The 12,779-nt window shown below is 71.6% G+C and carries 8 protein-coding genes and 1 pseudogene; 3 read left to right on the plus strand and 6 right to left on the minus strand.

The window, feature by feature from the left end; genetic code table 11:
• Nucleotides 1-62: 62 nt before the first annotated feature.
• The gene (locus ACFY0F_RS22745; protein ID WP_388797155.1) at nt 63-2,018 is read right to left on the minus strand and encodes a Xaa-Pro dipeptidyl-peptidase; all 1,956 of its coding nucleotides are present in this window, start codon (nt 2,016-2,018) and stop codon (nt 63-65) included.
• Nucleotides 2,019-2,192: 174 nt separating this feature from the next.
• Between ACFY0F_RS22745 and ACFY0F_RS22750 the strand changes: the two genes are divergently transcribed.
• The gene (locus tag ACFY0F_RS22750) at nt 2,193-3,683 is read left to right on the plus strand and encodes a M1 family metallopeptidase (protein ID WP_388797158.1); all 1,491 of its coding nucleotides are present in this window, start codon (nt 2,193-2,195) and stop codon (nt 3,681-3,683) included.
• Nucleotides 3,684-3,823: 140 nt separating this feature from the next.
• Here the strand turns inward: ACFY0F_RS22750 and ACFY0F_RS22755 are convergent.
• Together ACFY0F_RS22755 and ACFY0F_RS22760 are read right to left on the minus strand one after the other, a co-directional pair.
• Nucleotides 3,824-4,319: pseudogene (locus tag ACFY0F_RS22755) on the minus strand (Appr-1-p processing protein).
• A gap of 37 nt (nt 4,320-4,356) precedes the next feature.
• Entirely contained in the window at nt 4,357-5,823 is a 1,467-nt protein-coding gene (locus ACFY0F_RS22760) for an amino acid permease (RefSeq protein WP_388797161.1), read from the minus strand.
• Between the two features lie 222 nt (nt 5,824-6,045).
• On the opposite strand from ACFY0F_RS22760, the gene ACFY0F_RS22765 reads away from it, so the two are divergent.
• The gene (locus ACFY0F_RS22765) at nt 6,046-6,768 is read left to right on the plus strand and encodes a MerR family transcriptional regulator (RefSeq protein WP_388797164.1); all 723 of its coding nucleotides are present in this window, start codon (nt 6,046-6,048) and stop codon (nt 6,766-6,768) included.
• On the opposite strand, the gene ACFY0F_RS22770 is transcribed toward ACFY0F_RS22765, so the two are convergent.
• The 3 genes from ACFY0F_RS22770 to ACFY0F_RS22780 are packed head-to-tail and all read right to left on the minus strand — an operon-like array spanning nt 6,763 to nt 11,386.
• Nucleotides 6,763-8,946, minus strand: a complete 2,184-nt coding sequence (locus ACFY0F_RS22770) for a 3-hydroxyacyl-CoA dehydrogenase NAD-binding domain-containing protein (RefSeq protein ID WP_388797167.1) — start codon at nt 8,944-8,946, stop codon at nt 6,763-6,765. The two genes, ACFY0F_RS22765 and ACFY0F_RS22770, sit on opposite strands and share 6 nt — an antisense overlap.
• A 41-nt stretch (nt 8,947-8,987) precedes the next feature.
• Nucleotides 8,988-10,202 carry an acetyl-CoA C-acetyltransferase gene (locus tag ACFY0F_RS22775; RefSeq protein ID WP_388797170.1) on the minus strand — a complete coding sequence of 405 codons (1,215 nt, stop codon included), beginning with the start codon at nt 10,200-10,202 and terminating at the stop codon, nt 8,988-8,990.
• 38 nt (nt 10,203-10,240) lie between these two features.
• Nucleotides 10,241-11,386, minus strand: a complete 1,146-nt coding sequence (locus tag ACFY0F_RS22780; RefSeq protein ID WP_388797173.1) for a CaiB/BaiF CoA transferase family protein — start codon at nt 11,384-11,386, stop codon at nt 10,241-10,243.
• Nucleotides 11,387-11,594: 208 nt separating this feature from the next.
• Here ACFY0F_RS22780 and ACFY0F_RS22785 point away from each other — a divergent pair, with 208 nt between their 5' ends.
• Nucleotides 11,595-12,773: a saccharopine dehydrogenase family protein gene (locus tag ACFY0F_RS22785; RefSeq protein ID WP_388797176.1), complete on the plus strand. Its 1,179-nt coding sequence runs from the start codon at nt 11,595-11,597 to the stop codon at nt 12,771-12,773.
• Nucleotides 12,774-12,779 lie beyond the last annotated feature (6 nt).

Here is a 12,779-nt window from a genome sequence, read left to right on the forward strand (position 1 = left end):
CGGTCGAGGGCGTGCTCGACCGCGGCCAGGAGCGGGACGATCGGCCGGGCCGCCCGGGCCGGTCAGCTTCCCGGCAGGTGCCGGACGGTGCGCGGCGCCCGCACGCCGTCCAGGACGGTGGCCCCGGGCAAGGCGGACGTGCCGCCCGAGGTGGCGCGGGCGAACGCGGCGGCGCCGCCCACCAGGGGCACCCTGGCCGACGTACGGGCCAGGTCCACGGTGAGGGCCGGGGTGGTGGACGGAGGGTCGATGAGGTCCTTGTCCGTGCCCGCGACGATCAGCGCCAGGCGGTGCCCCTCGGGCACGACGTGGTCGGTGGCGGCGAGGTCGAGGGTGATGGTGTACGCCTTGCCCGGGGTGAGCGGACGGCCCTTCAGGTCGGAGGCGTAGTTGCCGAGGTCGGCCCAGCCGCGGCTGAGGACCGTGTAGCCGACGGACACCGTCTTCGCCCGTGTCGCCTTGAAGCAGGCGCTGTCCCCGGCGGTGCTCTCGCCCCAGCAGGTGCGGTTCGTGAGCGTGGTGATGCCCTCGGCCGCGTCGGCGTAGTCCCGGATGGTGTCGGGGCCGATGTCGACGAGGACGGCGGACAGGTGGGCCGTCGAGGTGGTCGGCGTGGCGGTGACGGTGACCTCGGACGATCCGGACAGACGCAGGTCGCGGGTGAGCGGTTCGGTGAGGAAACCGGCCTTCTCGGGGCTCGGCTCGGTGATCCGGGCGGCCCAGTCGGTCTCGCTCAGCCGCGGGTCGTCGGTGAAGGTCTCGGTGCCGGAGCCCTTGCGCAGGCCGAGGGTGCCGACGCCCGCCTGGGAGCCGGGGGTTGGGCGCAGGGTGGTGGCCTGAGTCGTGCGCGGCGGCCAGGCCTTGGAGGTGACCCACTGGTCGGGGTGGCGCTCGATGTCCGCCATCGGCTCGCGGTCGATGCCGTTGGCGTAGCCGAGGAGTTCGTGGTCGAACCAGCGGTGCAGGGTCTCGACCCAGTCGGCGCGCCGGTAGTCGAAGGGGTCGACGTGGCCGGTCTGGGAGAGCCAGATCTTGCGCTCGACGCCGTGCCTGGCGAGGGCGTCCCACCACTGGCCGAAGTGCTTGGTACGGACGTTGAGATCCTGCATACCGTGTACGAGGAACACGCTCGCCCGCACCTTGGCCGCGTCCTTGACGTAGTCCCGCTCGGTCCACAGGGAGGTCCAGTCGCCGGTGCGTGGGGCGCCGTGGACGAGCTTGTGCTGCACCGCGGCGCACTTGGCGTGGGCGCCGTCGCTCTCCACCGCGTCGGACAGCTGGTCGGGGCCGGAGTCGTACAGCGGGGCGCCCTTGGCGAAGTAGTAGTCGTACCAGGAGGAGATCGCGCTGATCGGCACGATCGTCCGCAGGCCCTTGACGCCGGTGGCGGCCACGCCGTTGGCGATGGTGCCGTCCCAGCTCTTGCCGATCATTCCGGTGCGGCCGTTGGTCCAGGCCGCCTTGACCGTGGCGGTACCGGTGCGGCTGGTGTAGGCGCGGGCGCGGCCGTTCAGCCAGTCGACGACGGCCTTCGCGGACTGGATGTCGCTGCGGCCGCCGATGTCGACGCAGCCGTCGGAGCGGTTGGTTCCGGCCAGGTCGACGCCTACGAAGGCGTAGCCGCGCGGCACGAAGTAGTTGTCGTAGAACAGCGGCATCCGCACGACGTGGCCGCTCGCGTCGTATGTCTTCGTCTGGCTCTCGTTGCCGCGGCCGCAGCAGGAGTAGTACGGGCTGGCGTCCATGATGACGGGCACCTTGCGGTGCTGCTGTGCCGCCTCCCGGGGGCGGACGATGTCGGCGGCGACGCGGTCGGTCCTCCCGTCGCCGTCGCCGTCGAGGCCGGTGTCGACCCAGACGGACTCACGGACGGCGTCGGCGTAGGAGTAGACCGGCCGGCTCTCCTTCGGTGCCCGGGCGGCCTGGGCCCCGGCCGGGGTGAGGAAGGCGGCCATGAGGACGGCGACGGCCGCTGTCGCGAACGTTCTCCAGATCGTGAAGCGCGTGCGTTTCGGCATGCGCGGACGGTACCCCGGTCAACTGCCGCACAGAAGGGTGCATCTGAGTGGTCGTAAGCATCGTGACGGCCGAATGGCGATCGTGTGACAAGGGGTGCTGTGGACACGTCAGGGGCCACAGGGGCTGAATAGGCTCCGGACAGACCTGTCGTCACCCTACGACTTGGAGCTGACGTGCACCGCAGAATCCTCGCCCCGGGCGTACTCGCGGCGGCCTCCCTGCTGCTGGCGATCCCGGCATCGGCCGCGAGCTACGCCCCCGGCGCGCCCGGCATCGGCGACCCCTACTACCCGTACTACGGCAACGGCGGTTACGACGTCTCCCACTACGACCTGAGGCTGCGGTACCAGCCCGCGACGGACGAGTTGGAGGGCACGGCGACCATCCTGGCGCGGACCACCGAGGACCTGTCCAGGTTCGACCTGGACTTCCTGCTGGACGTGAGCGAGGTCCGGGTCAACGGCGCCAAGGCGGCCTTCGCCACCTCCGGCCAGCACGAGCTGGAGGTCACCCCGAAGACACCGCTGGCGAAGGGCACGCCGATCACGGTCGTGGTCCGCTACAGCGGGGTGCCGTCGACGAAGAGCGCCTACGGGTTCTCGACCTGGCACCGCACCCCGGACGGTGCCGTGGCGGCGGACGAACCCGAGGCAGCCTGGTGGTGGTTCCCCAGCAACGACCATCCGCTGGACAAGGCCACCTACGACGTGTCGGTGGCGGTGCCGGACGGTACCCAGGCGATCTCCAACGGCACGCTCCAGTCGACGAGTTCCAAGCTCGGCTGGACCCGGTACAACTGGCGGCAGAACAAGCCGCAGGCGACGTACCTGGCCACCCTCGCGGTCGGGAAGTTCGACATCACGACCAGCACCTCCGAGGGCGGTGTCCCCGTCGTCAACGCCTACAGCAAGGACCTCGGTGACAACGACGGGGCGGCGCGGGCGAGCGTGGAACGGACCGGTGAGCTGGTGGACTGGCTCAGCGGCTACTTCGGGCCCTACCCGTTCGCCTCGGCGGGCGGTTACGTGCCGAACACCACCACCGGGTACGCGCTGGAGACGCAGACCCGCGTCTACTACAGCCCGAAGCAGTTCGCAAACGGCTCCAACACCTCGGTGGTGGTGCACGAACTGGCGCACCAGTGGTACGGCGACGACGTGTCGCTGAAGGGCTGGAAGGACATCTGGATCAACGAGGGCTTCGCGCGGTACGCGCAGTGGCTGTGGTCCGAGCACGAGGGCGAGGGCACCACGCAGGAGCTGGCGGACTACGTCTACGCCTCGCACCCGGCCGACGACCCGTTCTGGACGGTGGCGCCGGGCGACCCGGGTCCGGACAACCAGTTCGACACCGCGGTCTACGACCGGGGCGCCGTCGCCGTCCAGGCGCTTCGCAACGAGGTCGGCGACGACGCGTTCTTCGCCATCCTCAAGGGCTGGCCGAAGGAGCACGCGTACGGCAACGCCTCGGTGGCCGACTTCCAGAAGTACGCCGAGCGGGTCTCCGGCAAGCCCCTCGCGGCGCTCTTCGACACCTGGCTGTTCCAGCCGTCGAAGCCGGCCGCGGCCGCGGCGCGCACCGCGTCGATCGCGAAGCCGGCGGCGCCCGCACAGCCGAAGTCGTGGAAGAAGATCGAGGCGACGAACGACGTCCACGGGCGCTGATGCGCTCCTGGCCGGGGGGCGGGAGCCTGCGCCGCCCCCCGGCCGGGGCCGTTCTCGCCGCGGGCGGGGCCGGCCCCGGACCAACCGGGGTCACGAAGGCGGGGACGGGCCGCCGAGGGCCGGGACGGCGGCCCCGCTGCTCAGCCCGGAGCCTCGCCGTGGTCGTACACCGTCACCGCGATGTCCCGCTTCACCAGCCGCTCGCTGATCAGCGGCTCGATCCGGGGCCACTTCCCGCCCGCGAGGCCGCAGCCCATGCGGGGCATGTGCACGGACGCGCCGAGTCCGGCCGCCTCGTCCGCGAGGCGGCCCAGGGCCGTGTCGATCGCCTCGTAGCGCACCGGGACGCCCTTGCTCCCCGTCCGTATGCCCCGCCGGCCGATCATGCTGGCCACTCACACGTACCGCTCGACACGGACGAACTGGACCGCACCCGGGCCGAAGTCGTTCGACGCGTGGTCGCGGTGCCAGGCGCGGTACGCCGCCTCCGGTTCCGGCCAGCGGCGGGAGAGGGCCGGCACGAAGCCCCTGCCCCACCGCCCCGACGTGGTTGCAGACATGGGCGATCACCTTGACGCCCTTGGCCGACGGCAGGGCGGCGTCACCCCGGACATACCTGATCCCCCGACATGACACCACCGTAGAGACCGCCACTGACAGTGGCCGTGACCCGCTACTGCGGGGACCGGGCCGGCTCGCCCTCGGCCGTCCGCGCAACCCTGCGGCGCACCCCGAACCAGCCGCCGACCAGGGCCACGGCGATCAGCGGGATCAGCAGCAGGGTCTTGCGGCCGACCTCGGGGTCGTTCCACATCATGCCGAGGCAGGCCAGCAGGAAGACGACCGTGGTGATCTCGGTGACGGGGCTGAACGGCAGCCGGAAGGACGGCCGGGTGACCTCGCCCTCCCTGGCCCGCCGGACGAAGACCAGGTGGCTGACCATGATGATGACCCAGGTGCTGATGATGCCGAGGGAGGCGACGTTCAGCACGATCTCGAAGGCCTGGCTCGGCACCAGGTAGTTCAGGACGACACCGGCCACGCACACGGCGCAGGTCAGCAGGATGCCGCCGTAGGGGACCTGGCTGCGGTTCATCCGGGCGGTGAACTTCGGCGCCGAACCGGCCATCGCCATGGAGCGCAGGATGCGGCCGGTGGAGTACAGGCCGGAGTTCAGCGAGGACATGGCGGCGGTGAGCACGACCAGGTTCATCACGTCGCCCGCGCCCGAGACGCCGATCTTCGACAGCACGGTCACGAAGGGGCTCTCGTCGCCGGAGTACACCGAACCCGGCAGCAGCAGGGCCAGCAGGACGACCGAGCCCACGTAGAACAGGCCCACCCGCCACATGATCGAGTTCACCGCGCGCGGGACGACCTTCGCCGGCTCGGCGGTCTCGCCCGCGGCGACGCCGACGAGCTCCAGCGCGGCGTACGCGAAGATCACGCCCTGCATGACGAGGACGACCGGCATCAGGCCGTGCGGCAGGACTCCGCCGTTGTCCGTGATCACGCCCACGCCCGGGGTCCGGCCGTCGACGGGGTGCTGGGTGACCAGCAGGAAGATGCCGATCAGCATGAAGGTGACGAGGGTGGCGACCTTGATGATCGAGAACCAGAACTCCATCTCGCCGAAGATCTTCACCGAGATCAGGTTCACCGCCAGCACCACCGCGAGCGCGATCAGGGCGAGCACCCACTGTGGAATCGACGTGAACATGCTCCAGTAGTGCGTGTACAACGCGATCGCGGTGATGTCGGCGATGCCGGTGGTCGACCAGTTCAGGAAGTACATCCAGCCGGCGACGTAGGCGCCCTTCTCGCCGAGGAACTCGCGCGCGTACGACACGAACGAACCGGAAGAGGGCCGGTAGAGCACCAGCTCCCCCAGGGCCCGTACGACGAAGAAGGCGAACACGCCGCAGACCAGGTAGGCCAGGGCGAGCGCGGGGCCCGCGTTGTGCAGGCGGCCGCCGGCGCCCAGGAAGAGTCCGGTGCCGATGGCGCCGCCGATGGCGATCATGTTGACGTGGCGGTGCTTGAGGTCCTTGCTGTAACCGGCGTCACCCGCGTCCGCGGGTGTCCCGGTCGCCCTGGGATGGTCGGCGACCTGTGCCGAATGGACGGCGTCCTTGCTCACGGGTGGTTCCACTTTCTGGTGCCCCCGGGAGTCGTGACCCGGGTGTCCGAATGTGACTTCGGCCCGCACCACCCTCGTGTCGCGGCACAGACCAACGCTGCTGCTTCCCACCGGTCCACCCGATATGCGGTGGCCCATCTCACAGGGCGGCAGCTCTCACAGGGTCACCACATGGCTCACCACATGTTTCACAGCAGTGGTGAGACAGCGATACTGCTCAACATGACGACCCACGCCGAGACGGACGCCGGTGCCGACGCCGGCGAGCCGGCCCTCACCATCGACGAGCTGGCCGCCCGGGCGGGCGTCACGGTGCGCACGGTCCGCTTCTACGCCACCAGGGGGCTGCTGCCGCCGCCGGTGATCGGCCCGCGCCGGGTGGGCCGCTACGGGCCCGGGCACCTGGCACGCCTGGCCCTGATCGAGGAACTGCAGCAGCAGGGCATGACCCTGGCCGCGATCGAACGGTACCTGCGGCAGCTGCCACCGGACCTCACCCCGCACGACCTGGCCATCCACCGCGCGGTGGTGGCGTCCTGGGCGCCGGACACGGAGGAGACGGTGTCCCGGGGAGAGCTCGAACGGCGGGCGGGACGGCCGCTGACGGACGAGGATCTGGCGCGGCTGACGGCCATGAGCGTCGTCCGGGCCGACGACGCGGAAACGTTCCGGTTCGACACCGGGCTGCTTCGGCTCGGCGTCCAGCTCCTGGACGTACCGCTGTCCCAGGAGGCGATCGTCGCGGCGCGCGAGGTACTCGTCGAGCACTCGCGCGCCGCCGCCCACGAGCTCTCACGGCTCTTCCGCGGCGAGGTCGCCGAACGCGCCGCCCGGGACGTGAAGTCCCTGTCCGCGCACATGCATCCCCTGGTGGTGCAGGCGCTGCTGACGACGTTCCAGCGGTCACTGCGGGAAGAGCTGGGAGAGTGGCTCACCCGGTCATGAGCGGGCCTGGTCGGTGAACCGCTCGCCCTTCTCCGCCTTGGCCACCAGCAACGCGGGCGGGGTGAACCGTTCGCCGTAGCGCTCGGCGAGCTCACGCGCGCGTGCCACGAATCCGGGCAGGCCGCCTTCGTAACCGTTGATGTACTGCAGCACACCGCCGGTCCAGCCGGGGAAGCCGATGCCGAGGATCGAGCCGATGTTGGCGTCCGCGACCGAGGTGAGGACGCCCTCCTCCAGCAGGCGGACGGTGTCCAGCGCCTCGGCGAAGAGCATGCGTTCCTGCATGTCCTCGAACGGGATGCCGGCGCCCTCGCGCGTGAAGTGCTCCCGCAGCCCCGGCCACAGCCCGGCCCGCTTCCCGTCCTCCCCGTACTCGTAGAAGCCCGCGCCGCCGCTGCGGCCCGTACGGCCGAACTCGTCGACCATGCGGTCGATGACCGCCTCGGCGGGATGTGCCGTCCATGTGCCGCCCGCCTCCTCCACCGCCCGCTTCGCCGCGTTACGGATCTTGCGCGGCAGGGTGAGGGTCAGCTCGTCCATCAGGGACAGCACCTTGGCCGGGTAGCCGGCCTGCGCTGCGGCCTGCTCGACGGAGGCGGGCTCGATGCCCTCCGCGACCATCGCCACGCCCTCGTTGATGAAGTGGCCGATGACCCGTGAGGTGAAGAAGCCGCGCGAGTCGTTGACGACGATCGGCGTCTTGTTGATCTGCCGGACCAGGTCGAAGGCGCGCGCGAGGGCCTCGTCGCCGGTCCGCTCGCCCTTGATGATCTCCACCAGGGGCATCTTGTCGACGGGAGAGAAGAAGTGCAGGCCGATGAAGTCGCCCTGGCGTTCGACGCCCTCGGCGAGCACGGTGATGGGCAGGGTGGAGGTGTTGGAGCACAGCAGCGCGTCCGGGGCGACGACGTGCTCGATCTCCTGGAACACCTTGTGCTTGAGCGCCGGGTCCTCGAAGACGGCCTCGATCACCGCGTCGCAGCCGGCCAGGTCGGCCGCGTCGGCGGTCGGCGTGATGCGCGCCAGCAGGGCGTCCGCCTTGTCCTGTGTGATACGGCCCTTCGTCACGGCCTTGGCGCACAGCTTCGCGGAGTAGCCCTTGCCCTTGACCGCCGCCTCCAGGGACACGTCCTTCAGGACGACCTCGATCCCCGCGCGGGCGCAGGAGTAGGCGATGCCCGCGCCCATCATCCCGGCGCCGAGGACGGCCGCCTTGCGGACCTTGCGGGGCTCGATGCCCTGCGGGCGGTTGGCGCCGGAGTTGACGGCCTGGAGGTCGAAGAAGAACGCCTGGATCATGTTCTTCGAGGTCTGGCCGGCGGCCAGTTCGACGAAGTAGCGGGCCTCGATGACCTGGGCGGTCTCGAAGTCGACCTGGGCCCCTTCGACGGCCGCGGCGAGGATGCCCCGGGGGGCGGGGTAGGGGGCGCCGCCCGTCTGCTTGCGCAGGGTGGCGGGGAAGGCGGGGAGGTTCGCCGCGAACTTCGGGTTGGCCGGTGTGCCACCGGGGATCCGGTAGCCGGGCCTGTCCCAGGGCTGCTGCGACTCGGGGTTGGCGTCGATGAAGGCACGGGCCTTGGCGAGGAGTTCCTCGGGGGTGGCGGCCACGTCGTGGACCAGGCCGTTCTCCAGCGCGCGCCGCGGGCTGTACTGGGTGCCCTGGAGCAGGACCTTCAGGAGCGCGTCGGCGATGCCGAGCAGGCGTACGGTGCGGACCACGCCGCCGCCCCCGGGGAGCAGGCCCAGGGTGACCTCGGGGCAGCCGATCTTCGAGCCGGGCGCGTCGAGGGCGACACGGTGGTGGCAGGCGAGGGCGATCTCGTAACCGCCGCCCAGGGCCGCGCCGTTGATCGCCGCGACGACCGGCTTGCCGAGGGTCTCGATGCGGCGCAGGTCACGCTTGACGGCGAGGCCGCCGTCGAACACCTCCTGCGCGGTCTCGGGGGTGACCCGGATCAGGTCGCGCAGGTCGCCACCCGCGAAGAAGGTCTTCTTCGCCGAGGTGAGGATGATGCCGCGGACGGAGTCCTTCTCTGCCTCCAGGCGGTCGGCGACGACGGCCAGGGAGTCGCGGAACGCCTGGTTCATGGTGTTCGCGGACTGGCTCGGGTCGTCCAGGACGAGGGTGACGACACCGGTGTCGTCCTGCTCCCAGCGGATGGTGGTGCTCTCGGTCATGACAGTCATCTTTCGTTGAAGTCGTTCGATCCGCGGGGAGTTCAGATGCGCTCGACGATCGTGGCGATGCCCATGCCGCCGCCGACGCACAGCGTGGCGAGGCCGTACCGCTTGTCCTGGCGTTCGAGTTCGTCGACGAGCGTGCCGAGGATCATCGCCCCGGTGGCACCGAGGGGGTGGCCGAGGGCGATGGCACCGCCGTTGACGTTGACCTTGTCCAGGGACAGTCCCATGTCCTTGACGAAGCGCAGCACGACCGCCGCGAAGGCCTCGTTGATCTCGACGAGGTCGATGTCGTCGATGGTCAGCCCGGCCTTGGCGAGTGCCTTGCGGGTGGCGGGCGCGGGACCGGTGAGCATGATGGTGGGCTCGGAGCCGGAGACGGCGGCGGAGACGATCCGCGCGCGCGGGGTGAGGCCGTGGCGCTCCCCGACCTCCTTCGAGCCGATGGCGACCAGCGAGGCGCCGTCGACGATGCCCGAGGAGTTGCCCGCGTGGTGGACGTGGTCGATCTTCTCCACCCAGTGGTACTTCTGCTGGGCGACCGCGTCGAAGCCGCCGAGCTCGCCGATGTCCGCGAAGGACGGCTTGAGCTTCGCGAGGGAGTCGGCGGTGGTGCCCGGGCGCGGGTGCTCGTCGTGGTCGAGGACGACGAGGCCGCTGCGGTCCTTGACCGGGACGACCGAGCGGTCGAAGCGGCCCTCCTTCCAGGCGGTGGCGGCCCGTTCCTGCGACAGCGCCGCGTACTCGTCGACGTCGCGCCGGGTGAATCCCTCGATGGTGGCGATCAGGTCGGCTCCGATGCCCTGCGGTACGAAGTTGACGGCGAGGTTGGTCATCGGGTCGTTGAACCAGGCGCCGCCGTCCGAGGCCATCGGCACCCGGGACATGGACTCCACACCGCCGGCGAGGACCAGGTCCTCGAAGCCGGAACGGACCTTGGCGGCGGCCATGTTCACTGCCTCCAGGCCGGAGGCGCAGAAGCGGTTCTCCTGGACGCCCGCCACCGTGTCCGGCAGTCCGGCGGCGATCGCCGCGATCCGCGCGATGTCCGAGCCCTGGTCGCCGACGGGCCCGACGACGCCGAGGACGATGTCGTCGATCGCGGCCGGGTCGAGGCCCGGGAAGCGGTCGCGGAGCTCGTGGATGAGGCCGACGACCAGGTCGATGGGCTTGGTGCCGTGCAGGGCGCCGTTCGCCTTGCCGCGGCCGCGCGGGGTGCGGATCGCGTCGTACACGTACGCTTCGGTGCTCAACTGTATGCCTTTCGCGGGTGGTGGGCCGGGGGGCGCGGTCAGTCGCCGTCCCGGGCGAGGTCGTCGGGGTGCGGATGCGCGGGCAGGTCCCAGTCCCGGGCCGTGTCGGCGCCCGGCCGGGCCGGGCCGGTGCGGACGGCCGTGGGGGTGGCGGAGAAGCGGGGCGCGGGCGCGGGCTGGGTGATGCCGCCGTGGCCGGTGAAGGTGCCCCGGGCGGCGAGGTGCGGATGGTGCGGGGCCTCACGCAGCGACAGCACGGGCGCCACGCACGCGTCCGTGCCCTCGAAACGGGCGGTCCACTCGTCCCTGGTGCGGGACTTGAAACGGGCGGCGACCTTCTCGCGCAGTTCCCCCCAGCGTGTCCAGTCCTTCCGGGCCGGGGCCAGTTCCGTCAGGTCGAGCAGCCGCAGGAACTCGTCGTAGAACTGCTGCTCGAGGGCGCCCACCGCCATGTACCGGCCGTCGGCGGTCTCGTAGGTGCCGTAGTACGGGCAGCCGCCGTCCAGCAGGTTGGCGTGGCGCCGGTCCTGCCAGCGGCCGGCGGCCAGCATGCCGTGGATCATCGTGGCGAGGTGGGCGGCGCCGTCGACGATGGCGGCGTCGACGACCTGGCCGGTGCCGGTCGCGCGCGCGTGGTGCAGGGCGGCGAGGACGCCGACGACGAGGTAGAGCGAGCCGCCCGCGTAGTCGCCGAGCAGGTTGGCCGGGACCGCCGGCGGCCCGTCCGGGTCGCCGATCATGCCGAGGACGCCCGTGGGCGCCAGGTAGGCGATGTCGTGACCGGCGCGGCCGGCGAGGGGCCCCTGCTGGCCCCAGCCGGTCATCCGGCCGTAGACCAGCGCCGGGTTGCGGGCGTGACAGGCGTCGGGGCCGACACCGAGGCGCTCGGCGACGCCGGGGCGGTAGCCCTCGACGAGGATGTCGGCCCGTTCGGCCAGGTCCAGGACGCGGGCCGGGCCGTCCGAGGACTTCAGGTCGACCAGGACCGAGCGCTTGTTGCGGTTGGTGATGTCGTACGCGGGATCCATGGCGAGCGAGGCGCCGCCCGGGCGGTCCACGCGGACCACGTCCGCGCCCAGGTCGGCGAGGAGCATGGCGGCGAACGGGCCGGGGCCGATGCCGGCCAGTTCGACCACCCGCACACCGGCGAGCGGGCCGGGCCCTGGTGTCCGTGCGGTGGTCATGCCGCCCCCAGTCCGTATGACACCACTGCTGTCACACCGCTGATGTTAAGAACACGTTCCACCGGACACAAGGCCCGGGCGAGCAAGCGCTTGGCCATCCACTGCCTCCGGCTGGTCGTCGGGCTCCGCGATCTCACGCTAGCCTCAGCCACCGACAGCGGCGCGGGTTTCAGGACCAGCGGTGCGGGGTGCGCGACCAAGGGGTGTCATGAGCAGGCTGAAAAGGACCGACCGTCCCTACGACATCGTGCTCTTCGGAGCCACGGGCTTCGTCGGCAGGCTCACCGCGGAGTACCTCGCCGCGCACGCACCCGAGGACCTGCGCTGGGCGATCGCCGGCCGCAGCGGGCGCAAGCTGCGGGATCTGCGCGAGCGGCTGCCGGGCGGCGTGGACGTCGGTGTCCTCGAAGCCGATGTGGAGGATCCCGGCACGTTGCGCCGGCTGGCCGAGCACGCGCGCGTGGTGGCCTCGACGGTCGGTCCGTACATCCGGTACGGCGAGCCGCTCGTCGCCGCCTGCGCGGACACCGGGGCCGACTACCTCGACCTGACGGGCGAGCCGGAGTTCGTGGACCTGATGTACGTCCGGCACGACGCCCGCGCGCGGGAGACGGGCGCCCGGCTGGTGCACGCCTGCGGGTTCGACTCCGTGCCGCACGACCTGGGGGCGTACTTCACCGTTTGCCGGCTGCCGGAGGGCGTGCCGTTGACCGTGGACGGCTATGTGACGGTCGACGCGGCCTTCTCCGGCGGCACCCTCGCCTCGGCGCTGAACCAGTTCGCGCGGGGTCGGCAGATGCTGGCGGCCGCGCGGGAACGCGGCCGGCACGAGCCGCGGCTGCCGGCCCGCCGGGTGTCGGCGCCGGCGGGTGCGCCGCGGTTCGCCCGGGAGGTCGGTGCCTGGGCGCTGCCGCTGCCGACCATCGACCCGCAGATCGTCCGCCGGTCGGCGAAGGCCCTGGACCGGTACGGCCCGGACTTCCGCTACCGGCACTACGCGGCGGTGCGCCGGCTTCCCGTCGCCCTGGGCGGGGTCGCGGCCGTCGGCGCGGTCGCCGCGGCCGCCCAACTGCCGCCCGCCCGGCGCTGGCTGTCCGGCCGGCTCAGGCCCGGGGACGGGCCGAGCGCCGAGAAACGGGCGAAGAGCTGGTTCTCGGTCCGCTTCGTCGGCGAGGGCGGGGGCCGGCGCGTGTTCACGGAGGTCTCGGGCGGCGACCCGGGGTACGACGAGACCGCCAAGATCTTCGCCGAGGCGGCCCAGTCCCTGGCCTTCGACGACCTGCCGCCGACCGCCGGCCAGGTCACGACGGCCGTGGCGATGGGCGACGCGCTGACGGAGCGGCTCCGCGCGGCGGGGATCACCTTCCGGGTGGCCGCGTCGTTCTAGGGCCGG

Origin of the sequence: Streptomyces sp. NPDC001544 (genome assembly GCF_042894285.1) — a bacterium.
In the GTDB taxonomy this organism is placed as follows: Bacteria; Actinomycetota; Actinomycetes; order Streptomycetales; family Streptomycetaceae; genus Streptomyces.

Excerpts from the sequence above, each read along its gene's own strand:
- ACFY0F_RS22745 (WP_388797155.1), bottom strand. The coding sequence starts at position 2,018 with ATGCCGAAACGCACGCGCTTCACGATCTGGAGAACGTTCGCGACAGCG.
- ACFY0F_RS22765 (WP_388797164.1), top strand. The coding sequence starts at position 6,046 with ATGACGACCCACGCCGAGACGGACGCCGGTGCCGACGCCGGCGAGCCG.
- ACFY0F_RS22770 (WP_388797167.1), bottom strand. The coding sequence starts at position 8,946 with ATGACCGAGAGCACCACCATCCGCTGGGAGCAGGACGACACCGGTGTC.
- ACFY0F_RS22780 (WP_388797173.1), bottom strand. The coding sequence starts at position 11,386 with ATGACCACCGCACGGACACCAGGGCCCGGCCCGCTCGCCGGTGTGCGG.
- ACFY0F_RS22785 (WP_388797176.1), top strand. The coding sequence starts at position 11,595 with ATGAGCAGGCTGAAAAGGACCGACCGTCCCTACGACATCGTGCTCTTC.